Annotated in this window: 27 protein-coding genes; 17 read left to right on the top strand and 10 right to left on the bottom strand. The window is 59.7% G+C overall.

Annotated elements, in window-relative coordinates:
• Window positions 1-82: 82 nt before the first annotated feature.
• The 5 genes from O3S81_RS12345 to derI all read left to right on the top strand — a co-directional run bounded on the left by O3S81_RS12345 (window position 83) and on the right by derI (window position 4,186).
• A complete protein-coding gene (locus tag O3S81_RS12345) occupies window positions 83-970 on the top strand; it encodes a LysR substrate-binding domain-containing protein (protein WP_269343579.1) in 888 nt (295 codons plus the stop codon).
• 150 nt (window positions 971-1,120) lie between these two features.
• A complete protein-coding gene (locus O3S81_RS12340; protein ID WP_269343577.1) occupies window positions 1,121-1,996 on the top strand; it encodes a sugar phosphate isomerase/epimerase family protein in 876 nt (291 codons plus the stop codon).
• Window positions 1,997-2,041: 45 nt separating this feature from the next.
• Window positions 2,042-3,034 (top strand): dihydroxyacetone kinase subunit DhaK, encoded by a 993-nt coding sequence (locus tag O3S81_RS12335; protein WP_269343575.1) that lies wholly within the window; start codon window positions 2,042-2,044, stop codon window positions 3,032-3,034.
• 11 nt (window positions 3,035-3,045) lie between these two features.
• Window positions 3,046-3,690, top strand: coding sequence for a dihydroxyacetone kinase subunit DhaL (gene dhaL / locus O3S81_RS12330; protein WP_269343573.1), 645 nt, complete (start codon window positions 3,046-3,048; stop codon window positions 3,688-3,690).
• Between the two features lie 58 nt (window positions 3,691-3,748).
• On the top strand, window positions 3,749-4,186 hold the full coding sequence (gene derI, locus O3S81_RS12325; protein WP_269343571.1) for a D-erythrulose-4-phosphate isomerase: 438 nt from the start codon (window positions 3,749-3,751) through the stop codon (window positions 4,184-4,186).
• 171 nt (window positions 4,187-4,357) lie between these two features.
• Here derI and O3S81_RS12320 read toward each other — a convergent pair whose 3' ends face one another.
• The 10 genes from O3S81_RS12320 to O3S81_RS12275 form a co-directional block, all read right to left on the bottom strand.
• Window positions 4,358-5,089, bottom strand: coding sequence for an amino acid ABC transporter ATP-binding protein (locus O3S81_RS12320; RefSeq protein WP_269343570.1), 732 nt, complete (start codon window positions 5,087-5,089; stop codon window positions 4,358-4,360).
• Window positions 5,070-5,723 (bottom strand): amino acid ABC transporter permease, encoded by a 654-nt coding sequence (locus tag O3S81_RS12315; RefSeq protein ID WP_269343569.1) that lies wholly within the window; start codon window positions 5,721-5,723, stop codon window positions 5,070-5,072. Before O3S81_RS12315 ends, O3S81_RS12320 begins: the two co-directional genes overlap by 20 nt.
• A complete protein-coding gene (locus O3S81_RS12310; RefSeq protein ID WP_269343567.1) occupies window positions 5,723-6,427 on the bottom strand; it encodes an amino acid ABC transporter permease in 705 nt (234 codons plus the stop codon). Before O3S81_RS12310 ends, O3S81_RS12315 begins: the two co-directional genes overlap by 1 nt.
• Before the next feature lie 68 nt (window positions 6,428-6,495).
• The gene (locus O3S81_RS12305; RefSeq protein ID WP_269343565.1) at window positions 6,496-7,299 is read right to left on the bottom strand and encodes a transporter substrate-binding domain-containing protein; all 804 of its coding nucleotides are present in this window, start codon (window positions 7,297-7,299) and stop codon (window positions 6,496-6,498) included.
• 65 nt (window positions 7,300-7,364) lie between these two features.
• Window positions 7,365-8,351: a 2-hydroxyacid dehydrogenase gene (locus O3S81_RS12300; RefSeq protein WP_269343564.1), complete on the bottom strand. Its 987-nt coding sequence runs from the start codon at window positions 8,349-8,351 to the stop codon at window positions 7,365-7,367.
• A 70-nt stretch (window positions 8,352-8,421) separates the two neighbouring features.
• A complete protein-coding gene (locus tag O3S81_RS12295; protein ID WP_269343561.1) occupies window positions 8,422-9,573 on the bottom strand; it encodes an ABC transporter ATP-binding protein in 1,152 nt (383 codons plus the stop codon).
• A gap of 12 nt (window positions 9,574-9,585) precedes the next feature.
• Complete coding sequence (locus O3S81_RS12290) at window positions 9,586-10,416, bottom strand: carbohydrate ABC transporter permease (RefSeq protein ID WP_269343560.1); 831 nt, start codon at window positions 10,414-10,416, stop codon at window positions 9,586-9,588.
• Complete coding sequence (locus O3S81_RS12285; RefSeq protein WP_269343558.1) at window positions 10,416-11,333, bottom strand: carbohydrate ABC transporter permease; 918 nt, start codon at window positions 11,331-11,333, stop codon at window positions 10,416-10,418. Before O3S81_RS12285 ends, O3S81_RS12290 begins: the two co-directional genes overlap by 1 nt.
• Window positions 11,334-11,397: 64 nt before the next feature.
• Complete coding sequence (locus O3S81_RS12280; RefSeq protein WP_269343556.1) at window positions 11,398-12,615, bottom strand: ABC transporter substrate-binding protein; 1,218 nt, start codon at window positions 12,613-12,615, stop codon at window positions 11,398-11,400.
• A gap of 122 nt (window positions 12,616-12,737) precedes the next feature.
• Complete coding sequence (locus O3S81_RS12275) at window positions 12,738-13,493, bottom strand: GntR family transcriptional regulator (RefSeq protein WP_269343555.1); 756 nt, start codon at window positions 13,491-13,493, stop codon at window positions 12,738-12,740.
• 160 nt (window positions 13,494-13,653) lie between these two features.
• On the opposite strand from O3S81_RS12275, the gene O3S81_RS12270 reads away from it, so the two are divergent.
• The 12 genes from O3S81_RS12270 (at window position 13,654) to O3S81_RS12215 (ending at window position 25,788) form a co-directional block, all read left to right on the top strand.
• Window positions 13,654-14,856 carry a mandelate racemase/muconate lactonizing enzyme family protein gene (locus O3S81_RS12270; RefSeq protein WP_269343553.1) on the top strand — a complete coding sequence of 401 codons (1,203 nt, stop codon included), beginning with the start codon at window positions 13,654-13,656 and terminating at the stop codon, window positions 14,854-14,856.
• Window positions 14,857-14,866: 10 nt separating this feature from the next.
• Entirely contained in the window at window positions 14,867-15,637 is a 771-nt protein-coding gene (locus O3S81_RS12265; protein WP_269343551.1) for an SDR family oxidoreductase, read from the top strand.
• A gap of 49 nt (window positions 15,638-15,686) precedes the next feature.
• Window positions 15,687-16,730 (top strand): L-idonate 5-dehydrogenase, encoded by a 1,044-nt coding sequence (locus O3S81_RS12260; RefSeq protein ID WP_269343549.1) that lies wholly within the window; start codon window positions 15,687-15,689, stop codon window positions 16,728-16,730.
• Window positions 16,730-17,218 (top strand): ureidoglycolate lyase, encoded by a 489-nt coding sequence (locus tag O3S81_RS12255; protein WP_269343547.1) that lies wholly within the window; start codon window positions 16,730-16,732, stop codon window positions 17,216-17,218. The genes O3S81_RS12260 and O3S81_RS12255 overlap by 1 nt, the downstream gene beginning before the upstream one ends.
• Before the next feature lie 123 nt (window positions 17,219-17,341).
• Window positions 17,342-18,223 (top strand): VOC family protein, encoded by an 882-nt coding sequence (locus tag O3S81_RS12250; RefSeq protein ID WP_269343545.1) that lies wholly within the window; start codon window positions 17,342-17,344, stop codon window positions 18,221-18,223.
• Entirely contained in the window at window positions 18,223-19,068 is an 846-nt protein-coding gene (gene kdsA / locus O3S81_RS12245; protein WP_269343543.1) for a 3-deoxy-8-phosphooctulonate synthase, read from the top strand. The genes O3S81_RS12250 and kdsA overlap by 1 nt, the downstream gene beginning before the upstream one ends.
• A 136-nt stretch (window positions 19,069-19,204) precedes the next feature.
• Entirely contained in the window at window positions 19,205-20,479 is a 1,275-nt protein-coding gene (eno, locus tag O3S81_RS12240) for a phosphopyruvate hydratase (RefSeq protein ID WP_269343541.1), read from the top strand.
• A gap of 340 nt (window positions 20,480-20,819) precedes the next feature.
• Complete coding sequence (locus tag O3S81_RS12235; protein ID WP_004441601.1) at window positions 20,820-21,137, top strand: FtsB family cell division protein; 318 nt, start codon at window positions 20,820-20,822, stop codon at window positions 21,135-21,137.
• A gap of 153 nt (window positions 21,138-21,290) precedes the next feature.
• Window positions 21,291-22,334 (top strand): pyruvate dehydrogenase (acetyl-transferring) E1 component subunit alpha, encoded by a 1,044-nt coding sequence (pdhA, locus tag O3S81_RS12230; RefSeq protein WP_269343536.1) that lies wholly within the window; start codon window positions 21,291-21,293, stop codon window positions 22,332-22,334.
• A 17-nt stretch (window positions 22,335-22,351) separates the two neighbouring features.
• A complete protein-coding gene (locus O3S81_RS12225; RefSeq protein ID WP_269343535.1) occupies window positions 22,352-23,758 on the top strand; it encodes a pyruvate dehydrogenase complex E1 component subunit beta in 1,407 nt (468 codons plus the stop codon).
• 14 nt (window positions 23,759-23,772) lie between these two features.
• On the top strand, window positions 23,773-25,131 hold the full coding sequence (locus O3S81_RS12220) for a pyruvate dehydrogenase complex dihydrolipoamide acetyltransferase (protein ID WP_269343533.1): 1,359 nt from the start codon (window positions 23,773-23,775) through the stop codon (window positions 25,129-25,131).
• Between the two features lie 12 nt (window positions 25,132-25,143).
• Complete coding sequence (locus tag O3S81_RS12215) at window positions 25,144-25,788, top strand: SGNH/GDSL hydrolase family protein (protein WP_269343531.1); 645 nt, start codon at window positions 25,144-25,146, stop codon at window positions 25,786-25,788.
• Window positions 25,789-25,845 lie beyond the last annotated feature (57 nt).

Here is a 25,845-nt window from a genome sequence, read left to right as displayed (position 1 = left end):
TGCAGCCTCGATATTGCAGATGGGCAGAGGGCGCTTCAAACGCGAAGTTTACATCATCTCATGAATCTGCTTCACTAATCGAATGTTGAACGGCATTTCACTTACCTCCATCCGCGCCTTCGAATCCGCCGCCCGGCTCGGCTCCTTCCGCGCCGCTGCGGATGAGCTCAACCTGTCGGCCAGCGCCGTCAGCCATGCCATCGTCAAGCTCGAAAGGGTGCTCGGCACGCCGCTTTTTGAACGCACGACGCGGACCGTGCGCCTGACGGCGGCGGGGCAGACGCTTCTGACCCATGCATCGAACGCCTTCGAGGAGCTGCGGCAGGGCATCGAGGTGGTGTCCTCCAATCGCTCGCATCTTCTGCGCCTGCACTGCGCGCCGAGCTATGCGGCGCAGGTGCTGTCTCCGCGCCTGCCTGAATTTCTAAACGCCAATCCGGGGATCGAGGTGCGGCTTGCCGCGAGCACCACCTACGTGCGTTTCGTGGATGGTGAATTTGACGCCGATATCATCTATGGTGAACCGCAGGGAGACGACCTGATCACCATTCCGCTCGGTAGCGAGCGTGTCACGCCGCTTTGTTCACCGGCGCTTGCGGCAGAGATCCAGACGCCGCGTGATCTGAACCGGCAATTGCTTATTCGAAGCGACAACAAACGTCTGCAATGGCCGGACTGGTTCGAGGCCAATGGGCTCGGCAAGCCGCCCATTCAGGCCATGAGTTTCGACCGCAGTTTTCTGGCGATCGACGCCGCCGCCAATGGCGTCGGCGTGGCGCTGGAATCGACGCGGCTTGCCCATCGCGAGATAAAATCCGGGCGGCTGGTCGCCCCCTTGAGCGGCGTGACGCAGGATCTTCACTATGTCGGGCATTATCTCGCTTACCCGAAGTCCGGCAGCCAGCGCAGGCTGGCCCGGCGGTTCGCCGACTGGCTGATCGATGACCCGCAGGATGCCGCCTCCGAATAGGAGTGTGGCTGTTACATGAATTGAATTCACTGGCGCGTTAATTTTTTCCGCTTGCTCGCGAGCGGACCTCTCCGTCATTTTCCGATCGGAATAATGAGGTTGCAGCGTGATCGGCATCGTCCCTTCAGCTGCGGCTCAAGGGAGGATTGCATGGAAGATCGCATCATATCGGCGTCCGGCGCGCCATATGACGGCTATGGGCGCGAGGAGATGCTGGAGAGCATCGCCAAAGTCGGTTTTTGCCATGTGGAGCCTGCCTTTATCGTCGGTTACACCGAACCCTTCGACGAAAGCGCCTTCCTGCCGGCTGAAATGGCATCATGGCGCCGCTCGCTGAGCGATGCCGGGCTCGGTTGCCATGCCATGTCGTCGCATATCGATCTCGGACTGGACAATTCCGTTGAAATTTTCACCGGTAGAATGGCTTTTGCGGCGGGAATCGGCGCGAGGGTTATCGCCACCAATGCGTCGGCCCGGCAGCGCGAAGGACAGTTCCTGCGCAATATCGAGGTGCTTTTGCGCCGTGCCGAAGCCTTCGGCATCGTGATCGCGCTGGAAAATCCCGGCGACGGCAGCGACAACCTTTTCAATATCGCGCAGGAGGGTATCGCGCTCACGCGGCGTTTCGGCTCGCCATGGCTGGGGCTGAATTATGACGCGGCCAATACCGCGTCCCACCGTCCGCAACTCAAGGATTTTGCCGACGACGCGGTGGCAGCACTGCCCGCCTCGGTCCACGCACATATCAAGGATGTGAAACGCACGCCGGAAGGCTGGTTTTTCGCGCCGGTGGGCGAGGGCGATATCGATTGCCGCAAGCTGCTCGGCGAGATTGCGCGAAAGCCGGAGATGCCGATCAGCATCGAGTTTCCGGCCCGCCTTCACCGTCGCGCGGATGCCCAGCCGGTAAGGCGTATCAGCCCCGCATCGCTTAGGGAAATAGAGGAAGCGCTGACGGCTTCGCTTGATGCGGTCAAAAGAGGATTGGCCGGGGGCGGAGCCGAAAGCTCGGCCGCTGTCGCCTGAGAAGCGGCAAGCGCTGGCGCGTAGACGGCATAAAGGAGGAGAGTAATGCAGAGATTTGTGAATAACCCCGACGAGGTGGTTGAGGATACGGTGAAAGGCTTCGTCAAGGCCCATCGTGAGATCGTGCGTCTTGCGGAAAATCCACGTGTCGTCGTTGCCAGGGGCGCACCGGTTGCCGGCAAGGTTGGGGTGGTCACGGGTGGTGGCTCGGGGCATGAGCCCGCCTTTATCGGTTACACCGGCCGCAACATGCTGGATGCCGTCGCCGTTGGCGAATTGTTTTCATCACCCACGGCCAAGAGCTTTCACGACGCCATCCGCGAGGCTGATGGCGGCAGAGGCGTGATCGTGCTCTACGGCAACTATGCCGGCGACAACATGAATGTGAAAATGGCGACAAAACTTGCCGCCAAGGACGGCATCGAGATCGCTACCGTCGTCGCCAATGACGACGTATGCTCCGCCGCACCCTGGGAGCGTGAGAAACGCCGCGGCGTCGCAGGCGAAATCTTCATGTGGAAGATCGGCGGCGCCAAGGCGGCAAGCGGCGCTTCGCTGGAGGAGGTGCGGGCGACCGCACAGAAGGCCATCAACAATTGCCGTTCGATTGGTGTCGGCCTCGGTCCCTGCACTCTGCCGGCGGTCGGCCATCCGAACTTCGAGATCGCGCCCGGCACCATGGAAGTGGGCATAGGCCACCACGGCGAACCCGGCGTTCGCGTCGAGAAGCTGAAATCCGCCGCCGACGTGGCAAAGGACATGTGCAAGATCGTGCTCGACGATCACAACCTGCCCGCCGGCAGCGAGGTGGCGGTGCTGGTTTCCGGCCTGGGCGCAACGCCGGTCAATGAACTCTACATCCTCAACGACACGATTGAGGCTGAGATTTCCGCACGCGGCCTGAAAATCCACAAAACCTATGTCGGCAACTATTTCACGTCTCTCGAGATGGTCGGCGCGACTTTGACCGTGATGGCGCTGGATGACGAGTTGAAGCCTTTGCTCGATGCCGAGGCAGTTTGCACCGTTACGCTGTGAGGGGAAAAATCATGCAATCTTTTCAGAACGCAAAGGCCGGAGACATCGTTCTGTCCATGGCTGAGAGGATCATCGAAAACCGCGCCTATCTCAGCGAGATCGACGGCAAGATCGGTGATGGCGACCATGGCGTGAACATGGCCAAGGGTTTCGGCATGGCGGCAGACCGGCTGCGCGGGCAGGACGCCTCGCTGGCTGAGGCGCTGGATACGCTCGGAACGGTTCTGATGACGGAAATCGGTGGTTCGATGGGGCCGCTCTATGGCGTCATGTTTACGGAATTCGCCGAGAAAATCGAAAATGCCGAGGCGATCGATGCTGCCTCCTTCAGCGGAATGCTGCATGCGGGCCTTGAAGGCGTCGCCTCCATCGGTTCCGCGAAGGTGGGCGACAAGACGCTGATGGATACGCTGGTGCCGGCCGTTACGGCATTCGACGTCGCCATCGCTTCCGGCTCGTCGTTCCACGATGCCGCTCTGGCACTTGTGGCTGCGGCCGAAACCGGCAGGGACTCAACCATCAATCTGGTTGCGAAGATCGGCCGCGCCAGTCGCCTCGGCGACCGCTCGCTGGGCGTTCTCGATGCGGGAGCCACCTCCTGTGCGCTCATTTTGCGCAGCCTTGCCGAAGGTGCGCAGGCCAGATTGCAATCGTGAAAACACAACATATCGGTCGCAGCCGGTCAGGCTTGCGCAGCCAACGGGAGATTTCAAAATGAGAATTGTCGCGGGCGCCGATAGCGCCGGAAAACCCCTGCTGGATGCGGTGCTCGCCCATCTCTCCGGCAGGGAAGGACTGACGGTCGTGGATCGAAGCCAGGACGGGTTTTATGCCGATCTCGCCGAAGCCGTTGCCGGCAGCATTCTTTCCGGCGAATTCGACCGCGGCCTGCTTTTTTGCGGAACCGGTATCGGCGTCTGTATCTCGGCCAACAAGGTGCCGGGAATTCGCGCCGCCTTGACCCATGATACCTATTCCGCCGAACGCGCGGCGAAATCCAACAATGCCCAGATCATTACCATGGGAGCGCGCGTGATCGGCCCGGAACTCGCAAAAGCCATCGTCGACACCTGGCTGGTTTCGGATTTCGATCCGCGAGGATCTTCGGCGCAGAATGTGGAGGCCATCAACCGCCTCGACGCCTGCCGGTAGTGGAATTTGGATTGGATCGGGGCGGGGCCGCATCGGTCGCGATAAACCGGCGCGGCCCGCAACTCACCTCCCACCTCGTACAGTCTGGATAAGCCAAAGCAACGCAGAAGAGTGACATTGTCTGCGTTGCTTCCTGTTGTGCGCATTGATGCGCGCTGAGCCGGTGACTGCCTATTTCACGCCATTGGACAGGAAAGCCTGCAGCTCGGGCGTTTGCGGTTGTTCGAACAGCTGTTTCGAAGCACCCATTTCCCAGATCTTGCCTTGATGCATGAAGACGGTCACGTTTGCGACACTGCGGGCAAAGCTCATTTCATGTGTCACCAGCAACATCGTCATGCCCTCCCGCGCCAGCTGTTCCATGACAAGAAGCACTTCTCCCGTCAGTTCGGGATCGAGAGCGGATGTCACCTCGTCGAACAGCATGACTTTCGGCCGCATCGCCAGCGAGCGGGCGATGGCCACGCGCTGCTGTTGTCCGCCCGACAGCATGTCGGGATAAGCGTCGAATTTTTCCGCCAGCCCCACTTGCGCCAGCACCTTGCGCGCCAGCGCATCGGCCTCCGCCTTTGCAACATCCTGCGTTATCTTCGGAGACAGCATGATGTTTTCGCCGACGGTCAGATGCGGAAAGAGATTGTAGCTCTGAAAGACGATGCCGACGTCCTTGCGCAGCTGTCTGAGCTTGGTCTGGTCCTGCTCCACCCTGTGTCCCGCGGCGGTGATATTGCCGGACTGAAACTCTTCGAGACCATTGATGCAGCGCAGCATTGTGCTCTTGCCGGAGCCGCTGCGCCCGATGATGGCGACGACCTGTCCCGCCTCGACGTTCAGCGATACGCCCTTCAGAACTTCAAGGGCGCCATAACGCTTGTGCACCTGATCAATTGTTACGACCGACATGGAGAACCCTTTCGAGATGGCGGCTGAGGCGCGATAGCGGGAAGCAGATCGCGAAATAAAGAAGGGCGACAACGAAGAACACCTGGAAGGGTCTGAACGTCGCATTGTTGACGAGCTGGCCCGCCCGGGAGAGTTCCACGAAGCCCACCACCGATACGATGGAGGTGTTCTTGACCAGTTGGACGAGGAAACCCACCGTCGGAGGCAGTGACAGCCGGATGGCCTGCGGCAGGATGACGTAGCGGTATTGCTGGAAGCGCGTGAGCGCCAGCGAAGCTGAGGCCTCCCATTGCTGATGGGGCACCGCCTGGATGGAGCCGCGCCAGATTTCCGCCAGATAGGCCGAAACATAGACCGACAGGGACACTGATGCGGCGAGCAGCGGCGGTATTTCGAAGCCGAACAATGTCAGTCCATAATAGGACATGAACAGGATCATCAGCACCGGTATCGATTGGATGACGGTGATATAGCTTGCGGCGACGCTGCGGACCGATCCGTATTGCGAAAGCCGCATGATGGCGAAGAAGCCGCCGGCGATAGAGCCGATGCTGAAAGCGATGGCGGTCAGGACGATGGACCAGCCAGCCGCACGAAGCAGGAAAAGAAATTCCGGCCAACCGAATGTGGACATCAGGCAATTCCTTCCTTGACGGTCATCGCGGACACGACATTGACGCGGCGGCGGAACAGCCAATGACCGATCCATGCGAGGATGATTTTCAGCGCCAGCGCGAGAAGGAGGTAGATGACGGTCACGACGATATAGGTCTCGAAGCTTCTAAACGTCCGTTGCTCGATGATCGAAGCCGCGCCGGAGAGCTCCGGCACCGAGATGAAGGAGCAGATGCTCGATGCCAGAAGCATCAGCACGAACTGGCTGGACAGCGCCGGCCATATTTTCGCGAAGGCGGGTTTCATCACGACGTAACGAAACACCTGAAGGCGGCTGAGCGAGAGCGACAGGCCCGCCTCGACCTGGGAGCGGTGTATGGACTCCACCCCGGCACGAATGATCTCCGTCGCATAGGCCGAAAGGTTGAGCGTCATGGCAAAGAGCGCCGCCTGGGTTCCGGACATGCGAAAGCCCACGAGCGGCAGCCCGAAGAAGACCATGAAGAGCTGCACGAGAAACGGGGTGTTGCGTAGCAGTTCAACATAGGAATCGACACCCAAGCGGGTGGCTCCGTTGCCGAGACTGCGCATGGCGACCAGCGCCACCGCGATCATCGTGCCGAGGACGATGGCAGTTGCCGACAGGCCTATCGTCAACATGATGCCGCGCCAGATCAGATCCGATTCAGCAAACACGGCCTCGAAGTGAAGTGAAAAATTCATGCTGGCTCCTCTCGAATAAGCTGTTCCGGCGCGCCTGTGGAAGGGCGCGCCGGAGTTTTGCCGTCCGATCAGAATGTCGGGAGAACGGGCAGGGGCGTACCGACCCATTTGCGGGCAATCGCGTCCAGCTCTCCATTCTGCTTGATGTAATAGATCGTATTGTTCAGCCATTGATGCAGGTCGGTGGCATCCTTGCGAACGGTCATCGAGTTCGGCTGCATGGAGAAGAAGAATTTCACTTCTGTCGTCGTATCGCCGCGCAGCTTGATGGCCGCGTTGGCCTGCGCATCCGGCCCGGCGATCGCCTGCACCTGACCCGAGAAAAGAGCCTGCATGGTCGTTGCGTCATCATCAAAGCGCAGGATCGTCAGGCCAAGTTCCTTCTCGCGGTTGACGAATTCGCGCTCGACGCTCGATCCGCGATTGACCCCGACAGTCATGCCCTTGAGGTCTTCCCACTTTTCAATCTTGGTATCCTTGTGGGAGTAGATCCCCACCTGGAAGGCGCTGTAGGGGTTGGTGAACATCACCGCCTTGGCGCGCTCCGGCGTCGGCGCCAGCGTCGCGACAAGGAAGTCCACCTTGCCGGATTCCAGAGCCGGAATGCGCGATGGCGGTGTCAGCTGGACCATCGTGACCGGTACGCCGAGATATTTACCGACAAGCGTTGCGACATCGGCGTCATACCCAACCGGATTTCCCTGCGCATCCACCGAGCCGAAGGGCGGCGCACCCACCAGCACGCCGATCTTCACCGAGCCGCGCTTGACGATGTCATCGACGCTCTGTGCATTCGCCGAAAAACCGGTGAAGATACCGGCACAAACCGCGATCGCGGCAGCGACGGATTTAAAAGACTGAAAGATGCTCATCACTCTCTCCCTGGTTGATTGAGCTGTAGTTTCCGGCCGGCTCCTCCCGGCCATGCGTTGATCTGCTATTCAGACGCGGTGCGGACGATGTTGATGCAGTCTTGCCCCTTCAGCCGCCGATTGACGTTTTCCGCGATTGTCTGCTGACGTCGCCGCACCGTTCCGCTGGTCCAGCCGGACATGTGCGGCGTCATGATGATGTTATCGAGTTGATTGAATGGCAGTGCGGAGGGTTGTTTCGTCGGCGCGTCGGTGGACGGATAGGCGTACCAGGTGTCGATGACCGCGCCGCCGATCGTTCCGCCCTTCAGCGCGTCGTAGAGCGCCTGTTCGTCTATGGTCGGGCCGCGTCCGACATTGATGATGACGGCACCGGATTTCATCGCTGCGAAAGCCTCCGCATCGACGATCCCGCGCGTCGTGTCCGTGAATGGTACGGAGACGACGATGAAATCTGCGGTCGGCCAGAATTCGTTCAGTTGATCCAGTGTGAAGGAGCGGTCGACCAGATCTGACGGTTCCACGCGGCTGCGATTGGCGACGCTGACCTGCATTCCGAACGCCTTCGCGCGGACGGCGATGGCCTTTCCGATATGGCCGAAGCCGAGAAGGCCGACGGTCTTTCCGGAAATTTCGTCGTGCAGGCGCTCCGCTGAACCGGACCAGTAGGCCCATTGGCCGGCGCGCAATTTGTTGTCGGCATCGCGCAACGGAACATGGCGGTTCAGAATGGCTGAAAACACATATTCGGCAATCGCGGGATCATGGCCAAAGCAGTTGCACACGACGGCAGTTTTCGGCAGCAGATCGAGATTGACGGCGTCATAACCGGCACCGGGCACATGAAACAGCGTCAGTCTCTCAGGCATCGGCAACGATGCATCAAATTTGACGCCGACGATGATATCGGCGTTGCGATAGGCGTCGCGGTCTTCCTCGGTGGCTAGCTGATCCGGCAGCAGAGCGATTTCCGCGCCGCCATCGACCAGACTTGTGAAGTGATCGCTGAAACAGGCGGCATTTTCGCCGTGAAAAACGATCCGTTTTGACATGTTTATTCTCCCCGCTGCGGATATTTCTGGAGATTGAAAAATGGTTGCGCTGGTGCAGATCCGGTCACGATCACGACCGGATCCGCTCGCCCGTCACGGTCGAAAACAGGATGGCCTGATCGGGATCGATCGTCAGCGAAACCTCCTGCCGCAGTGAAAGCGTGCAGTATCCGGGAACAGTCACCATCACCGCATCCATATCGCCGTCTTCGTCATGCGCCGTGCGGCCGTCTTTGAGGCGAACGGCGATGATCGAATCCGCACCGATATGTTCGACCATCACGACCTCGCCCCGCAGGGAAGCCTCGGTCGGCTCTGCCGTCAGGGAGAGGGCGTTCGGCCGGACGCCCAACAGCACGGTGGAAGCCGTCTCTGACTTCGGCGCATCTATGCGAATGGGGGTTGAACCGACGAAGAGGCCGTCCGGCTTTCTGTCCGCAACGATCAGGTTCATCGGCGGCGTGCCGATGAAGCGGGCGACATAGGTATTGGCCGGATCGGTATAGATTTCGCGTGCCGTTCCGAATTGCTGGATGATGCCGTCGCGCATCAGGGCGATTTTTGTGCCCATGGTCATGGCTTCGACCTGGTCGTGCGTCACATAAACGAAAGTGCCGCCGATCTCCTGGTGCAGCCGTGAAATTTCCGAACGCATGGAGGTCCGAAGCTTGGCGTCCAGATTGGAGAGCGGCTCGTCCATCAGGAACACTTCCGGCTCCCGCACCATGGCCCGCCCGAGGGCGACACGCTGGCGCTGTCCACCGGAAAGCGTGCGCGGGAAACGGTCGAGCATCTCCGTCAGTCCGAGGATTTTTGCGATTCTGGCGACCTTTTCGACAACTGCAGGTGATTTCTCGATCCGGCGTTTCGCCATGCCGCCAATGACCGGCAGGTGGTGCCACCAGCGAAACTGCTGCATCAACAGCGGGAAGGACATGTTCCTGCGCACGGAAAGATGCGGGTAAAGCGCGTAGGACTGAAACACGAAGGCGATATCGCGCTCGCCGGGTGGCAATTGATCGACCCGCCTGCCGCCGATCAGGATTTCCCCGCCGGAAATGCTTTCAAGGCCTGCGAGCATACGCAAGAGCGTGGATTTACCACAGCCAGAAGGACCGAGAAGGACGAGGAAATCTCCCTCTTCGATCGAGACATTGATGTCGCGAATGACTTCCTTCGCGCCGAATTTCTTTGAGATATTGTTGAGTTCAATAGCGGACATCTGGTTTTCCTGTCAGCCTTTGACGCTGCCGGCGGTCATTCCGGCGACCACATAGCGTTGGGCAAAGAGGTAAAAGACGATGGCGGGCAGGGTGTAGATCACCCCCACTGCCATGACGGAATGGATGGGGGTGGAGAGTTCGCCCACGAAACTGGCGAGCCCGACGGAAGCCGTCCTGAGGTTTTCACTGCTGATCAGGGTCTGCGCGAAGACATATTCGTTCCAGCCGTGGAAGAAGGAGATGACGGCGGCGGCAGCCAGCGTCGGTGCAATCAACGGAATGATGATGCCGAGCACAATATCGAAACGCGAGCAGCCATCGACCCTTGCAGCTTCTTCGATCTCGATCGGAATGCCGTCGATCGCGCCCTTGATGATCCAGGTGATGACAGGCACCACGAAAGCGGTGTTTGCCAGCACGAGGCCAGGGATCGTGTTGAGCAGGTTGAGGTCGCCGAATATCGAATAGAGCGGCACGACGAGCATGGCTTCCGGCAGCATCTGCGTTGCGAACAATGCAAAGCCCAGTATGGCAAGTCCCGCAAAACGGAAGCGGGAAAGGGCGTAAGCCGGCAGGACGGCAAGCATGATGCTGAGAATGGTGGTTCCGGCCGCGACCAGAAAGCTGTTCTTCAGCCATGTCGTCACCGGAATGGTATCAAAAACCTCGAGATAGATTCCAAGCTGCGACCAGTCCGGTACGAGCCGCGGAAAGGGCGCGAAGAGTTCCGATGACGGCGTCATGGAGGTGACGAACATCCAGTAGATCGGAAAAGCCGCAAAGCCGAGCATGAAGAGGACGGCAAGGATGCGGACGTGGTGGGCGTTGCCTGTGGTGTTCATCAACGCTTCCCCTGTGCCTGTTCAGTCATCCGGGTGACCTTGAAATAGATGACGGTGACCAGAAGCGCGATCGACAGGCCGATCATGCCGATGGAGGCCGCCGATCCGAGATCACGATAGACAAAACCCTGGCGATAAAGCTCGATGACGAGCGTGTTGGTCGCGCCGATAGGGCCACCCTGCGTCATCAGCCAGATGAGGTCGAAGCGGCGCAGCGACCAGATGGTGACGAACAGCGTCAGCATCAGCACGGTCGGCTGGATGGTCGGCCATGTGGCGGTCTTGAAGATGTTAAGCCGGTCCGCGCCATCGATGACGGCAGCCTCCTTGAGCTCATGCGGCACGCCCTGCAGCGCCGCGAGGATCACGACGGAAGAGAATGGAAATATCTGCCAGACGGTGGTGAGCAGGATAGCCGGTAGGGCGAGGCTTGGATCGTCGAGCCAGTTCTCGCCGCCGAAGGGAAGGCCGAGACCGGTGAGAACCCGGTTGAAAATGCCGTATTGCGAATTGAATATCCAGGTGAATACCAGCGCGACGGCAACGGACGGTGCGGCCCAGGGAACGGTGATCAGCGCTCGAGCAATACCCCGGCCGAAAAAGGGGGAATTGAGCAGCATGGCCGACCCGAGGCCCGTGCCGATCGCAAAGATCACGCAGGCGACGGTATAGATCGCCGTGATCCACAGCACCTTCCACAATTCGCCATCCTCGATCAGGAAGGAATAATTCTCGATACCGACGAACGGGTTGACGTTGGGCGTCAGCAGGTCGGTGGCGGTGAAGCTCATGAAGAACTGCTGGACCAGAGGGTAAAACTGAAACAGCAGTAGATAGATGCCGACCGGTGCGGCGAAGAGATAAGGAGTCAACGGATGACCGTCGAGCCTTGCTCTTGCGAGCTGGGCACGTTTCATAACTGACCTCGATGGAAATAGAGCCGGGGTTGCGGAGGCCGTTCAGGCAGCCTCCGCATCGATTTCAGCGAAGCACGCGCCGCTCCACCAGCGATTGGGCGCGATCCATGGCGTCCTTTGGATCGGCGTTTTCGAGAAGCACCTTCAACACCTGCTCGAGCACGATCTGCTGGATTTCGGGCGTCTTGCCCTCATGTCCCATCACAAGCTGCGGAAGGGCATTCTGCATCTGGCCTTCATAGACCTTCAGCCATGGCCGCTTCGCCTGCTCTTCGGCAGACATGTCGATCTTGGTGCCGACACCCGTACCCATGGCGGCCTGAAGGCCTTTCTGGTTCTCGGGGGCATAGGCCCATTTGATGAAGGCGCCCGCCGCATCCTTGTGCTTCGTGTTGGCGTTGACCACGAGAGCGGTCATGATGAGGCCCTGTGCCTTGTCCGGGAAAGGCGAGGGGGCTGCTGCGAAATTGAGCTGCGGGGCATTCTGGTTGAAGATTGCCGCCACGCCGCCATTGTCGACGTTCATGGCAATCTTGCCTTCCCAGAACATGCGGCGATAGGTGGCCGCATCCGCACCGCGTGGCGTCACGGCGGCGTCATAAACCTGCTTGTAGGCGGTAACGCCCTTGATGACGTCAGGGCTGTTGAGCGTGAGCTTGCCGTCCTTGTCGCTCCAGCGACCGCCAAATCCGAAGACGTAGTTGCAGAGATCCTGCCAGAAACCGGCGCGCTCCGCCATTGTGGCGCGGTAGGCATAACCATACACGCCGTCCTTGGTTTTCTCCTTGGCGGCCGCCAGGAAGCTTTCGAAATCCTTCGGCGGTTCCGGCAGGATGTCCTTGTTGTACAGCAGCGCATAACCCGTCGTGTCGAACAGCAGACCGTAACGGACGTCCTTCACCTTCATGAAGCGGTCCGGCCCCAGGAATTCGTGATCCTTGTCGCTGATCAGATCATCGAGCGGCAGCAGGCGTCCGGATGGGATAGCAGCGAAGAAATCGGTCTGGTCGAAGCGCACGAGGTCCGGTCCACCGCCGCCGCCCATCTGGGTGAAGACGGTGTTGGCAAGGCTGGAAAACGGAATTGCGATGGGTTCAACTTCGACCTTGTCCTGACTTTCGTTGAACTTCTGGATCCAGGCCTTGACCCGGTCGCCACGTCCGGCTTCCGCAAAAACCGCGGCTGCGAAGGTGATCTTGTCCTTGGCCAGCGCAGGCGCTGCCCAGGATGCGAGTGCCGTCGCCATTGTGGCCGCAATCAAGGATTTTACGATATTGCTCATCCATGCTCCTCCCTGAGCTTTTTAGCGGCGCCTCCCGAGCGCCATAAGTCATTGTAAAATATGTATTTCAGAAATCTTTCTTCGTGGCGGCCGGATGTCGGGCATCCAATGGCGCCGCTGTTTCAAATCTTGAAAATCGGTTCGATGCTGCAATCCAGCAGGCGAGGGTCTATGCCCGTCTCCATTTCGTCGAACATGGAATCGACGAAGCCGACCAATGCGTCCGTTGCGGCAAGTGCCGTGTCCAGATGGCGGTTCGCGACGGCGTTCAAGACCGAAAGATGGCAGTCGACGGTCTGCGTCAGGTCGGATTTTCCATGTGTCACCGTATGGTGAATGAAGCCGATGCGCCGATAGATCGTATGCAGTGGCCGCAGCGTATGTTCGAGGAACGGCTCGTTCGCCGCCGCCAGCAATATCTGGTCGATCCGACGGTCGAGCAGGTTGAATTCGCTGAGCGTGATCTGCTCCCGCCGTTCACGCAGGGCGCGTTCGATATGCAGCATCTGATTGCGATGGGAGAGGCTTGCCCGTTCCACCGCCAGCCGCATGACGAAGCGCTCCATGTCCCGGCGAAGCTGCAGCAGAAGGCGCTCGCGCGCCAGATCGATCGGCGCGACCCTGAGGCCATGGCGGGGCAACACCACCAGCAGCGTATCGGCGGCAAGACGGCTGACGGCATTATGAACCGGCGTCCGGCCCAGACCCGTGACGTCCTGCAATTCCTGCAACGTCAGTTGTCGGCCGGGCTTCAGCTCGCAATTGATCAGCAGTTCCTCGATGCGCTCATAAGCGAGATCGAAGAAATTGACGCGGTTTGCCCGCTTGGGCTTTTCGCCGTCTTTTACCAATTCCGGCTTTGTCTGCTTGCGTGCCATCTCCGGTCTCCTCCCGTCGCGGTCAACGAACTCAGTACATAAATCGCTATAAAACATGTTGTGAAATTTTACAAGCAACATTATTGTCCTGATCGAGACTGGCTGGGAGGCTGGTCAGTCAATCGGGAGACGCGACCGAGCCGGGCGCGCGGAGGAGCTAATGAAGATTACGTCTGTCGAAACTTTGCGGACCGAGGAGTTCTCAAATGTGCTTTGGGTGCGCATCCACACCGATGCCGGGGTGATCGGGCTGGGTGAGACATTCTATGGCGCAGGCGCGGTCGAGGCTCATATCCACGATGTGCTCGCCGGTCGCCTGCTTGGCCGCGACCCGATGCGGATCGAGGCACATTCCCGCGAATTGGTGAATCTGCCGATGGCGCAGGCCTCGACTGGCGCCGAATATCGCGCGGCTTCGGCGATCGATCTGGCGCTCTGGGATATTTTCGGCAAGGTCTGCAACCAGCCGGTCCATCAGATGCTGGGCGGCCTCTGCCACGATCGTATTCCCGTCTACAATACCTGCGCCGGTTACGGTTATGTGCGGTCCAACAAGATCAAGCCGGTCGATACCTGGAATTTTCGCGACGATGCAGAAGGCCCCTATGAAGATCTCAAGGCTTTTATGACGGATGCGGGCGCGCTTGCCGAAAACCTGCTGGAGCAGGGCATTTCGGCCATGAAGATCTGGCCGTTCGATCCTGCGGCCATCGAAAATGATGGGCGTTACATCACGAGCGAACAGTTGCGCGCAGCCCTTTTGCCGTTCGAGCAGATACGCAAACGTGTGGGTGATCGTATGCAGATCATGGTGGAGTTTCACAGCCTCTGGAACCTGCCGACGATCAAGAAGATTGCCCGCGAACTCGAAGCCTTCGACCCGACATGGTACGAGGATCCGATACGGATGAATTCGGTATCCGCCCTTTCGGAACTGGCCGCCTCCACCAGCGTGCCGATCTGTGCCTCGGAAACGCTCGGTTCCCGTTTCCCCTACAAGGACATGCTGGAAGCCGGTGCGATCGGCATCGTGATGACCGACCTGGTCTGGACCGGCGGTCTGACCGAAGGCCGCAAGATCGCCGCACTGGCCGACACCTACCATCGCCCTTACGCGCCGCATGATTGCACCGGGCCTGTCGCCTATGCAGCGGCCGTTCATTCCTCTTTTTCACAGACCAACACCATGATCCAGGAGTCGGTGCGCGCTTTTTATACCGGCTGGTACAGCGAGCTGGTAACAAATCTGCCCGTCATCGAAAACGGTTTCGTGCTGCCGATGGAAGGCCCCGGCCTCGGGACCGAATTGTTGCCCAAGGTCTTCGAGCGGCCGGACCTGACGGTCCGCGTCAGCACGCTGTGAGGAGGACGCCATGACCTATCAGACCATCTTTGATCTCGGCGGGCGCACTGCGCTTGTTACCGGCTCTTCACGCGGTCTTGGCCGCGCAATGGCGGAAGGGCTTGCCGTCGCGGGGGCACGCATCCTCATTAACGGCACGGATCCGTCGCGTGTCGCGCAAACGGTTCAGGAGTTTCGCAATGCCGGCCATGATGCCGAGGCGGTCGCCTTTGACGTCACCTCCGAAAGTGAAATCATTGAGACCTTCGCCAGACTTGATGAGCAGGGGATAGAGGTCGACATTCTCGTCAACAATGCCGGCATTCAGTTCCGCAAGCCGATGGTCGAGCTCGAGACGGCGGACTGGCAGCGGGTGATCGACACCAACCTCACAAGCGCCTTCATGATTGGCCGTGAGGCGGCAAAGCGGATGATCCCGAGAGGATATGGCAAGATCGTCAATATCGGCTCGCTGACCAGCGAACTCGCCCGCGCGACAGTGGCGCCCTACACCGTGGCCAAGGGCGGTATCAAGATGCTGACCCGCGCCATGGCGGCGGAGTGGGCGCAATATGGCATACAGGCCAATGCCATCGGCCCCGGCTACATGCTGACCGACATGAATCAGGCGCTGATCGACAATCCGGAATTCGACGCCTGGGTGAAGGCGCGCACGCCGGCGAAACGCTGGGGCAAGCCGCAGGAACTCGTCGGAACCGCTGTATTCCTTTCTGCTTCGGCCTCCGACTACGTCAATGGCCAGATAATCTATGTCGACGGTGGAATGCTGTCGGTTCTTTAGGGCCGCCGTCATCCTTGATGCCAACAGAAATTGACGGGAGGAGACGCGCATGCGCGGAGTCGTCATTCATGCAGCAAAAGACCTGCGGGTAGAGGACGTTGCCGGCCAGCCACTTGCCGCGGACGAGGTGCGGGTGGCTGTCGCCGTCGGTGGAATTTGCGGCTCGGATCTGCATTATTATAACCACGGCGGCTTCGGCACGGTGCGCGTGCGCGAGCCCATGGCGCTTGGTCATGAGTTTGCCGGCACGGTGGCTGAGGTGGGCAGTTCCGTCTCGCATCTCGTGCCCGGCATGCGCGTGGCGGTCAATCCGAGCCTGCCTTGCGGCACCTGCCGCTATTGCGGTGAGGGAATGCAGAACCAGTGCTTGGACATGCGTTTCATGGGCAGCGCCATGCGCTCCCCCCATGTTCAGGGCGGTTTCCGTGAAGTCGTGACGGTCCATTCGACGCAACCGGTACCGATTGCCGACGCGCTTTCCATGGGTGAGGCAGCGATGGCCGAACCTTTGGCCGTGTGCCTCCATGCCGCGCGGCAGGCCGGGTCGCTTCTGGGCAAGACGGTACTGATAACCGGCGCCGGACCGATAGGCATGCTGAGCCTGCTCGTTGCCCGTCTTGCGGGCGCCGCCCATATCGTCGTTACCGACGTCGCCGATGCGCCGCTCGATCTGGCGCGACGTATCGGCGCGGATGAAGCAGTCAACATCCTGCGCGATGCCGGCACGCTTGAAAAATACCGGTTTGAAAAAGGCGCTTTCGATGTCTTGTTCGAAGCCTCCGGCAATCAGGCGGCTCTGGTCTCGGCGCTGGATCTGCTCCGACCGGGCGGCGTGATCGTCCAGCTCGGCCTTGGCGGAGACTTCACCATCCCGATGAACCTCATCGTTGCCAAAGAGCTGCAACTGCGCGGAACGTTCCGCTTCCATGAGGAATTTGCGCAGGCGGTGAACATGATGGGACGCGGCCTGATCGATGTTAAGCCTTTGATCAGTGCCACATTGCCGTTTGACCGCGCCCGGGAGGCTTTCGATCTTGCCGGTGACCGCGCAAAAAGCATGAAAGTGCAGCTTGCCTTCAGTGGAGCAGCCTGATGAAGCCCGTTGTCGCCACGCCGCTGACAGCGGAAGCCTTCGCTCCATTCGGCTCTGTCGCCGACATCTCCGCACTTGAAAATCTGGTGTCGCTGACGGATGCCTATGAGGGAACCGGCGACGCAAGAACGCCGGTGCTTCAACTCGTGCAGGCGAAGGCGATGTCGGGTTCGCCAGTCATTTCGCAAATGGAAATACATCCATTCTCCAGCCAGACTTTTCTGCCGCTCGACCAGGCGCCATCTCTGGTCGTGGTCTGCGAGGCCGGTGAAAACGGGATGCCGGATGAAACCACCTTCCAGGCCTTTCTGGCAGGCCCCAGCCAGATCGTCACCTATCGTTGCGGTGTCATGCACCACAGGCTGACACCGCTTGCGCCTTCCGGCCGATTTGCCATGACGATGTGGCAGACGGGAAGTGGTGGAGACAACGTCCTTTACCCGCTGCAAACGCCTGTATCGGTGGATATGTCCAACATTGCTTCGTGAGTGTTTGCCTCGGGATGCGCGAAATATCCGGGATTGCCGATTTGCATTCCTGGCGCCGTTCGTGCTTTTGTCTGCCGCAACAGTCCGGTCCGGCGCCGGAGGCAGGCCGAAGGGGCGGAAATCATGGATGACAAGCGAAGCGTCGATCATCTCGTCCTGCCCGTGCGGGATATCGGTGTTGCTGTTCGTCGACTTGAAGCTCTCGGCTTTACGGTCGCGCCGCCGGCTCTCCATCCATTCGGCACGCAAAACGCCTGCGTTTTCTTTCAGGATGGCACCTATATCGAGCCGCTGGCGATTGCTGAGCCAGCTAATTATGACGCCTCGATAGAAAAGGGTGATGTCTTTACCGGCAGGGATCGGGCGTTCAGACAACATCATGGGCAGGAAGGTTTTTCGGCTCTCGTCGCCAAAACAGACGACGCTATTGCCGATCACGAACGGTTCGTCGCGGCGGGCCTGTCCGCCGGTGATCGCTTTGATTTTTCGCGGCCGGTTCAGATGCCGGACGGTTCGCGCAGCGAGGCGGCCTTTCGGCTGGCCTTTGCGGCAAGCGGGGCGCCGGCGGATTTTTTCCTGTTCAACTGCCAGCGGCTGAAGGCCTTGCCGGGTGACCGCACGGCGCTCGAGCGGCATGCCAATTCTGCCACGGGTCTCCGCGAAATTGTCCTGTTTCCCGGAGGGGACGCAAAGGCGGCTCGCCTGATCGAAACGGTCTTTGGCTGTGAAGCGACCATATCTCCGGACGGAGATACGGTTTTCGCAACCGGCAATGCCAGGATCCGATTGACCGAAAAGCGGGCCTTCGCCAGCGTCGGCCCGAATGCTTCAAATCGAGAGGACGGCGGGCTGCACGGCGCGAGCGTCGTCTTCTCCGTCGACGATCTTGCCGTGACAGCGGCAGTACTTGCTGCTAATGGCGTTTCGAGCATGGAAGCGGGCGGCCGTCTGGTGGTGCCCGCAGCACCCGGTCAGGGCGTTGCATTCGCCTTCGAGGAAATATGATGAGCGTTACCAACAATCTCAAAGTCACCGCTGGCGATGGCGCCAGCAAGGTTTCTTTCTCCAACGTCGAGCGTTTTTCGCTGATTGCCGGTCCCTGCCAGATGGAAAGCCGCGAACATGCCTTCATGATCGCGGGCGTGCTCAAGGAGCTGTGCGACAGGCTGGGCATCGGCCTCGTTTACAAATCCTCCTTCGACAAGGCGAACCGCACCTCGCTCTCCGGCAAGCGCGGCATCGGCCTGGACAGCGCGATGGAAATCTTCGCCGATCTCAAGAAGGAATTCGGCTTTCCGGTGTTGACGGATATTCACACCGAAGAACAATGCGCCGTCGTCTCCGAAGTGGTGGATGTGCTGCAGATCCCGGCCTTCCTCAGCCGCCAGACCGATCTTCTCGTCGCCGCAGCAAAGACCGGCCGCGTCATCAACGTCAAGAAGGGCCAGTTCCTGGCACCCTGGGACATGAGGAACGTGCTGGCCAAGCTGAATGACAGCGGCAATCCGAATGTGCTTCTGTGCGAACGCGGCGCATCCTTCGGTTACAATACGCTGGTTTCCGACATGCGCTCGCTGCCGATCATGGCTTCGCTCGGCGCGCCGGTCGTTTTCGACGCCACCCATTCGGTGCAGCAGCCGGGCGGGCAGGGCGGTTCCACCGGCGGCCAGCGCGAATTCGTCGAGACGCTTGCGCGCGCGGCAGTGGCTGTCGGCGTGGCCGGCCTCTTCATCGAGACCCATGAGGACCCGGACAATGCGCCTTCCGACGGCCCCAACATGGTGCATCTGAAGGATATGCCGAAACTGCTCGAGAAGCTTCTGGCCTTCGACGCCATCGCGAAAGCCTGAGGAACGGGCGCGGTTCGTGCCAATCGATTTTAAATGGCGGGCGGTCCGTTTCTGCCGCCCGCCGTCATTGTAATTTCTTCGCCATCGTCTAAGACAGGCGACGGAAAATATCTGTTCCATTCCCAAGGGAGAGACCATGACTGCCATTACCGATATCATCGCGCGCGAAATCCTCGACAGCCGCGGCAACCCGACCGTTGAAGTCGATGTCTATCTCGAAGACGGCTCCATGGGCCGTGCAGCCGTTCCTTCGGGCGCCTCCACCGGCGCGCATGAGGCGGTTGAGCTGCGTGATGGCGGCAAGCGTTATCTCGGCAAGGGCGTGGAAAAGGCGGTTGAAGCCGTCAATACGGAAATCTTCGACGCCATCGGCGGTTTCGATGCTGAAAACCAGATCCAGATCGATCAGCTGATGATCGCGCTTGACGGCACGCCGAACAAGTCGCGCATTGGCGCCAACGCCATTCTCGGCGTTTCGCTCGCTGTCGCCAAGGCTGCCGCTGAAGCTTCCGGCCTGCCGCTTTACCGTTACGTTGGCGGCCCGAACGCGCATCTGCTGCCGGTTCCGATGATGAACATCATCAATGGCGGCGCGCATGCTGACAACCCGATCGATTTCCAGGAATTCATGATCCTGCCCGTTGGCGCGGAAAACATCCGTGAAGCCGTGCGCATGGGTTCGGAAGTGTTCCATACGCTCAAAAAAGAACTGTCCGCACAAGGCCATAACACCAACGTCGGTGACGAGGGCGGTTTTGCTCCCGGTCTCGAAAGCGCACCGGCAGCGCTCGATTTCATCATGAAGTCGATCGAAAAGGCTGGTTACCGTCCGGGCGACGACATGTTCATCGGTCTCGACTGTGCCGCGACCGAATTCTTCAAGAACGGCAATTACGTTTATGAAGGCGAAGGCAAGACCCGTTCTCCGATCGAGCAGGCCGAATACCTGGCCGAGCTGGTCGCGAAATATCCGATCATCTCCGTCGAAGACGGCATGGCGGAAGACGACTGGGATGGCTGGAAGGCGCTGACCGATCTCATCGGCAACAAGTGCCAGCTGGTGGGCGACGATCTCTTCGTCACCAACTCCGCCCGCCTTCGCGACGGCATCAAGATGGGCGTTGCAAACTCCATCCTCGTCAAGGTCAACCAGATCGGTTCGCTTTCCGAGACGCTGGATGCGGTTGAGACCGCGCACAAGGCAGGCTACACCGCCGTCATGTCGCACCGTTCGGGCGAGACGGAAGATTCCACCATCGCTGACCTCGCAGTCGCCACGAACTGCGGTCAGATCAAGACCGGTTCGCTTGCCCGTTCCGACCGGCTCGCAAAGTACAACCAGCTGATCCGCATCGAGGAAATGCTGGGCCCGCAGGCCGCTTACGCCGGCCGTTCGATCCTGCGCGGATAATTCTCGGTTTGGTTTTGCGGATGAGGCCCGCCGTCCGGCGGGCTTAATTCCAGGAGTGAGCGGTCTCATCCGCACTCCGTCCTCCCGGACTCGATCCGGGATCCAGCGCGATCAAGTCCTTGATCGCGAAAGTCTCTCTCACGGCGCAGACGCGCCGTGGCGGGATGCCGGATCAAGTCCGGCATGACGAGGTTTATGTGACATCACTGCCTTTCTCAGCCCGCCTTCAGGCGGGCTTTTTCATGCCCCATCCCCCGATTGGAATTTAAGGTCAACGGATAGTTAAACAATCCGGCTTAGTCTCAGAATCACGTTGTGCGTTTTAAGGCTTCTCTCCGGCATGTGGACCAGACATCATAAAAAGAGACGATTCGGCCGTTTGATCGTTCCGGCCATCACGATCGCTTTTCTTTCCTATTTCGGTTATCATTCCATTCATGGCGACTTCGGCCTTCAGGCGACGGAGCGGCTGGAGCGGCAGCGTATTACCCGGACGGCTGAGCTTGCAAAGCTGACGCAGGCCCGTGTGGCGCTGGAGCGGCAGGTGGAATTGCTGAGTGATGGTTCGCTCGAGCGCGACATGATCGACGAGATTTCCCGTTACCAGCTGAATATGTCCCGCACGGACGAAATCGTCATCATGAACACTTATTTCTAATTAACCGAAATCATGTTAATTTAACATTTCTGATTTATTCACAGCATCTTAGCGTGAATATGTGCCATGCGTTTAAAGCATTGCTGCATGGCATTTTCTTGCATATGGTACGCGCCACTCTATCCATTCAAACGGCAACTCAGGGAGGGATGAATGGCGCCGCGAAAACCAGCGACCGTATCCGGCCGCAAGACCACGGCAAAGTCCGCAACCGAATTCACCGGCAAGAACAGCCCGGACTTCTCGAAGGACGAAGAGCTTCACGCCTATCGTGAAATGCTTTTGATCCGCCGTTTCGAAGAAAAGGCAGGCCAGCTTTACGGCATGGGCTTCATCGGTGGTTTCTGTCACCTCTACATCGGCCAGGAAGCTGTTGTCGTCGGCATGCAGATGTCGCAGAAGGACGGCGATCAGGTCATCACCGCTTACCGTGACCACGGCCACATGCTCGCCTTGGGCATGAGCGCGCGTGGCGTCATGGCCGAGTTGACCGGCCGCAGGGGCGGCCTGTCGAAAGGCAAGGGCGGCTCCATGCACATGTTCTCCAAGGAGAAGCATTTTTACGGCGGCCACGGCATCGTTGGCGCGCAGGTTTCGCTTGGAACCGGTCTCGCCTTCGCCAACAAGTATCGCGGTAACGACAATGTCTCCGTGACCTATTTCGGTGACGGCGCCGCCAACCAGGGCCAGGTCTACGAGAGCTTCAACATGGCTGCTCTCTGGAAACTGCCGATCATCTATATCGTCGAGAACAACCGTTACGCCATGGGCACCTCGACCGCCCGCGCCACCGCCCAGTCGAACTATTCGCTGCGCGGACAGTCCTTCGGCATCCCCGGTGTTCAGGTGGATGGCATGGATGTGCGCGCCGTCAAGGCCGCCGCCGACCAGGCGCTGGAACATTGCCGTTCCGGCAAGGGTCCGATCATCCTGGAAATGCTGACCTACCGTTACCGTGGTCACTCCATGTCGGACCCGGCGAAATACCGCTCCAAGGACGAAGTGCAGAAGATGCGCTCCGAACATGACCCGATCGAGCAGGTCAAGGCACGGCTTCTGGACCATGGCTGGGCAAGCGAAGACGAATTGAAGGCCATCGACAAGGATGTCCGTGATATCGTCGCCGACAGCGCCGACTTCGCCCAGAACGACCCCGAGCCGGATGTCTCCGAGCTCTACACCGACATTCTGCTCTGATCGGGAAAGGGAAACCCATGCCTGTAGAAATTCTTATGCCCGCCCTTTCCCCGACCATGGAGGAAGGCACGCTTTCCAAGTGGCTTAAAAAGGAAGGCGACAAGGTCACCTCCGGCGACGTGATTGCCGAAATCGAGACCGACAAGGCAACCATGGAAGTGGAAGCCGTGGATGAAGGTGTTATCGGCAAGCTGCTGATCGATGCCGGCACCGAAGGCGTCAAGGTCAATACGCCGATTGCCGTTCTCATCCAGGAAGGCGAGAGCGCCAACGATATCGCTTCGGCGCCGAAGGCGGAAGCCGCCAATTCCGGCTCGGATGCCGCTGGCGGCAAGACTCGCGAAGCCACCGAAGAGCCAAGCGCTGACAAGGAAGCCGCCAAGGTTCCGGCGGCACCCAAGATTGAAGTTGCTGCCGATCCGGATATTCCGGCCGGTACGGAAATGGTGATGACGACGGTGCGTGAAGCGCTGCGCGACGCCATGGCCGAAGAAATGCGCTCCGACGAAAAAGTCTTCGTCATGGGTGAAGAAGTCGCCGAATATCAGGGCGCCTACAAGATCACTCAAGGCCTGCTGCAGGAATTCGGCGAGCGCCGCGTCATCGACACTCCGATCACCGAGCATGGTTTTGCCGGTATCGGCGTCGGCGCTGCGATGACGGGCCTCAAGCCCATCGTCGAATTCATGACCTTCAACTTCGCCATGCAGGCGATCGACCAGATCGTCAACTCGGCGGCAAAGACGCTTTACATGTCGGGCGGCCAGATGGGTGCACCGATGGTGTTCCGCGGTCCTTCCGGTGCTGCTGCCCGCGTTGGCGCACAGCATTCGCAATGTTACGCCGCATGGTACAGCCATATTCCGGGCCTCAAGGTCGTCATGCCTTACACGGCAGCCGACGCCAAGGGTCTGCTGAAAGCAGCTATCCGCGATCCGAACCCGGTCATTTTCCTGGAAAATGAAATTCTCTACGGCCAGAGCTTCGAAGTGCCGAAGCTCGATGATTTCGTGCTGCCGATCGGCAAGGCGCGTATTCACCGCAAGGGCAAGGATGCAACCATCGTTTCCTTCGGCATCGGCATGACCTATGCGATCAAGGCGGTTGCGGAACTCGAAAAGCTCGGCATCGATGTCGAACTGATCGACCTGCGCACCATCCGCCCGATGGATCTGCCCACCGTCATTGAATCGGTCAAGAAGACCGGTCGTCTCGTCACGGTCGAGGAAGGTTTCCCGCAGTCATCGGTCGGTGACTTCATTGCCAACCAGGTCATGCGTGCCGCTTTCGATTATCTCGACGCGCCGATCCTGACGATCGCCGGCAAGGATGTTCCGATGCCTTACGCGGCAAACCTCGAAAAGCTGGCTCTGCCGAACGTCGATGAAGTCGTTCAGGCCGTCAAAACCGTCTGCTACAAGTAAGGGGAGGCGTTTCGATGCCGATAAACATCACCATGCCTGCCCTTTCTCCAACCATGGAAGAGGGCAATCTGGCCAAGTGGCTGGTCAAGGAAGGCGACAAGGTCGCACCCGGTGACGTGATCGCCGAGATCGAGACCGACAAGGCGACCATGGAAGTGGAAGCCGTCGACGAAGGCACCGTTGCCAAGCTGGTCGTTCCGGCCGGCACCGAAGCCGTCAAGGTCAATGCCCTGATCGCGATCCTCGCTGCTGACGGCGAGGATGTTGCCGAGGCGGCAAAGGGCGGCGCTGCCGCTCCCGCCAAGGCGGAAGCTCCGAAGCAGGAAGCTGCCAAGGCCGAAGCGCCGAAGGAAGAGGCTGCACCGGCCAAGGCTGAGAAGCCGGCGGCCGATCAGGCAGCGGCACCTTCCACGCCGGCTCCGGTTGCAAAGTCCGGCGAGCGTATCTTCGCTTCGCCGCTTGCCCGTCGTCTTGCCAAGGAAGCCGGTCTCGACCTTTCGGCCGTCTCCGGTTCCGGCCCGCATGGCCGCATCGTCAAGACCGACGTGGAAAAAGCTGCCGCTTCCGGCGGTGCGAAGGCTGCTCCGGCCGCCGCGGCATCCGCAGGCGCGCCGGCTCCGGCACTTGCCAAGGGTCCTTCCGACGAAGCCGTTCTCAAGCTGTTCGAGCCTGGTTCCTACGAGCTCGTGCCGCATGACGGCATGCGCAAGGTCATCGCCAAGCGTCTGGTCGAATCCAAGCAGACGGTTCCGCATTTCTACGTTTCCGTGGATTGCGAGCTCGACACGCTTCTGGCACTGCGCGCCCAGCTCAACGCGGCGGCTCCTGAAAAGGACGGCAAGCCGGCCTACAAGCTGTCGGTCAACGACATGGTCATCAAGGCGCTTGCTCTGGCGCTGCGCGACGTGCCGGATGCCAACGTCTCCTGGACGGAAAGCGCCATGGTCAAGCACAAGCACTCGGATGTCGGCGTTGCCGTTTCCATTCCGGGTGGCCTGATCACGCCGATCATCCGCAAGGCGGAAGAGAAGTCGCTCTCCACCATCTCCAACGAGATGAAGGACTACGGCAAGCGCGCGAAAGAGCGCAAGCTGAAGCCCGAGGAATATCAGGGTGGAACGACCGCCGTGTCCAACATGGGCATGATGGGCGTGAAAAGCTTCTCCGCCGTCATCAACCCGCCGCATGCCACCATTCTGGCGGTTGGCGCGGGCGAACAGCGCGCTGTCGTGAAGAACGGCGAGATCAAGATCGCCAACGTCATGACGGTCACGCTTTCCACCGACCACCGCTGCGTCGATGGCGCGCTCGGAGCCGAACTGATCGGCGCCTTCAAGCGCTATATCGAAAACCCGATGGGCATGCTGGTTTGATTGGAGAGTGAGATGGTGAAGTCGGTCCTCTGCTTTGGTGATTCCCTGACCTGGGGATATGACGCGGAAACGGGTGGCCGGCACAGCCATGACGATCTTTGGCCGAGCGTCTTGCAGAAGGCGCTCGGTTCCGACGTGCATGTGATCCACGAGGGTCTGGGCGGCCGCACCACCGCTTATGACGACCATACGGCCGATTGCGACCGCAACGGGGCAAGACTTCTGCCAACGCTGCTGCACAGCCATGCGCCGCTTGACCTCGTCATCATCATGCTCGGCACCAACGACATGAAGCCGTCGATCCACGGATCGGCCATGGTGGCAATGAAGGGGATCGAGCGTCTGGTGAAACTCACGCGCAACCATGTCTGGCAGGTGCCGGATTGGGAAGCGCCTGACGTGCTGATCGTCGCGCCGCCGCAGCTTTGCGAAACGGCGAACCCCGTCATGGGCGCGATCTATCGCGATGCAATCGATGAATCGGCGATGCTGGCTTCCGTTTACCGGGACCTTGCCGACGACCTCGATTGCGGATTTTTCGATGCCGGGTCCGTCGCCCACACGACGCCGGTGGACGGCGTTCATCTCGATGCTGAAAACACGCGGGCCATCGGGCGCGGGCTGGAGCCCGTCGTCCGCATGATGCTCGGACTTTGACACTCATTCTCGTTTCGGAGCGGTTTACCGTCATCCGAACAAGACAAGGCAGGATTT

Origin of the sequence: Agrobacterium sp. SOY23 (genome assembly GCF_027212525.1) — a bacterium.
In the GTDB taxonomy this organism is placed as follows: Bacteria; Pseudomonadota; Alphaproteobacteria; order Rhizobiales; family Rhizobiaceae; genus Agrobacterium; species Agrobacterium tumefaciens_I.
This window is presented reverse-complemented; position numbering and strand designations above follow the sequence as displayed.

Excerpts from the sequence above, each read along its gene's own strand:
- O3S81_RS12345 (WP_269343579.1), top strand. The coding sequence starts at position 83 with ATGTTGAACGGCATTTCACTTACCTCCATCCGCGCCTTCGAATCCGCC.
- O3S81_RS12340 (WP_269343577.1), top strand. The coding sequence starts at position 1,121 with ATGGAAGATCGCATCATATCGGCGTCCGGCGCGCCATATGACGGCTAT.
- O3S81_RS12335 (WP_269343575.1), top strand. The coding sequence starts at position 2,042 with ATGCAGAGATTTGTGAATAACCCCGACGAGGTGGTTGAGGATACGGTG.
- dhaL (WP_269343573.1), top strand. The coding sequence starts at position 3,046 with ATGCAATCTTTTCAGAACGCAAAGGCCGGAGACATCGTTCTGTCCATG.
- derI (WP_269343571.1), top strand. The coding sequence starts at position 3,749 with ATGAGAATTGTCGCGGGCGCCGATAGCGCCGGAAAACCCCTGCTGGAT.
- O3S81_RS12320 (WP_269343570.1), bottom strand. The coding sequence starts at position 5,089 with ATGTCGGTCGTAACAATTGATCAGGTGCACAAGCGTTATGGCGCCCTT.
- O3S81_RS12315 (WP_269343569.1), bottom strand. The coding sequence starts at position 5,723 with ATGTCCACATTCGGTTGGCCGGAATTTCTTTTCCTGCTTCGTGCGGCT.
- O3S81_RS12310 (WP_269343567.1), bottom strand. The coding sequence starts at position 6,427 with ATGAATTTTTCACTTCACTTCGAGGCCGTGTTTGCTGAATCGGATCTG.
- O3S81_RS12305 (WP_269343565.1), bottom strand. The coding sequence starts at position 7,299 with ATGAGCATCTTTCAGTCTTTTAAATCCGTCGCTGCCGCGATCGCGGTT.
- O3S81_RS12300 (WP_269343564.1), bottom strand. The coding sequence starts at position 8,351 with ATGTCAAAACGGATCGTTTTTCACGGCGAAAATGCCGCCTGTTTCAGC.
- O3S81_RS12295 (WP_269343561.1), bottom strand. The coding sequence starts at position 9,573 with ATGTCCGCTATTGAACTCAACAATATCTCAAAGAAATTCGGCGCGAAG.
- O3S81_RS12290 (WP_269343560.1), bottom strand. The coding sequence starts at position 10,416 with ATGAACACCACAGGCAACGCCCACCACGTCCGCATCCTTGCCGTCCTC.
- O3S81_RS12285 (WP_269343558.1), bottom strand. The coding sequence starts at position 11,333 with ATGAAACGTGCCCAGCTCGCAAGAGCAAGGCTCGACGGTCATCCGTTG.
- O3S81_RS12280 (WP_269343556.1), bottom strand. The coding sequence starts at position 12,615 with ATGAGCAATATCGTAAAATCCTTGATTGCGGCCACAATGGCGACGGCA.
- O3S81_RS12275 (WP_269343555.1), bottom strand. The coding sequence starts at position 13,493 with ATGGCACGCAAGCAGACAAAGCCGGAATTGGTAAAAGACGGCGAAAAG.
- O3S81_RS12270 (WP_269343553.1), top strand. The coding sequence starts at position 13,654 with ATGAAGATTACGTCTGTCGAAACTTTGCGGACCGAGGAGTTCTCAAAT.
- O3S81_RS12265 (WP_269343551.1), top strand. The coding sequence starts at position 14,867 with ATGACCTATCAGACCATCTTTGATCTCGGCGGGCGCACTGCGCTTGTT.
- O3S81_RS12260 (WP_269343549.1), top strand. The coding sequence starts at position 15,687 with ATGCGCGGAGTCGTCATTCATGCAGCAAAAGACCTGCGGGTAGAGGAC.
- O3S81_RS12255 (WP_269343547.1), top strand. The coding sequence starts at position 16,730 with ATGAAGCCCGTTGTCGCCACGCCGCTGACAGCGGAAGCCTTCGCTCCA.
- O3S81_RS12250 (WP_269343545.1), top strand. The coding sequence starts at position 17,342 with ATGGATGACAAGCGAAGCGTCGATCATCTCGTCCTGCCCGTGCGGGAT.
- kdsA (WP_269343543.1), top strand. The coding sequence starts at position 18,223 with ATGAGCGTTACCAACAATCTCAAAGTCACCGCTGGCGATGGCGCCAGC.
- eno (WP_269343541.1), top strand. The coding sequence starts at position 19,205 with ATGACTGCCATTACCGATATCATCGCGCGCGAAATCCTCGACAGCCGC.
- O3S81_RS12235 (WP_004441601.1), top strand. The coding sequence starts at position 20,820 with ATGTGGACCAGACATCATAAAAAGAGACGATTCGGCCGTTTGATCGTT.
- pdhA (WP_269343536.1), top strand. The coding sequence starts at position 21,291 with ATGGCGCCGCGAAAACCAGCGACCGTATCCGGCCGCAAGACCACGGCA.
- O3S81_RS12225 (WP_269343535.1), top strand. The coding sequence starts at position 22,352 with ATGCCTGTAGAAATTCTTATGCCCGCCCTTTCCCCGACCATGGAGGAA.
- O3S81_RS12220 (WP_269343533.1), top strand. The coding sequence starts at position 23,773 with ATGCCGATAAACATCACCATGCCTGCCCTTTCTCCAACCATGGAAGAG.
- O3S81_RS12215 (WP_269343531.1), top strand. The coding sequence starts at position 25,144 with ATGGTGAAGTCGGTCCTCTGCTTTGGTGATTCCCTGACCTGGGGATAT.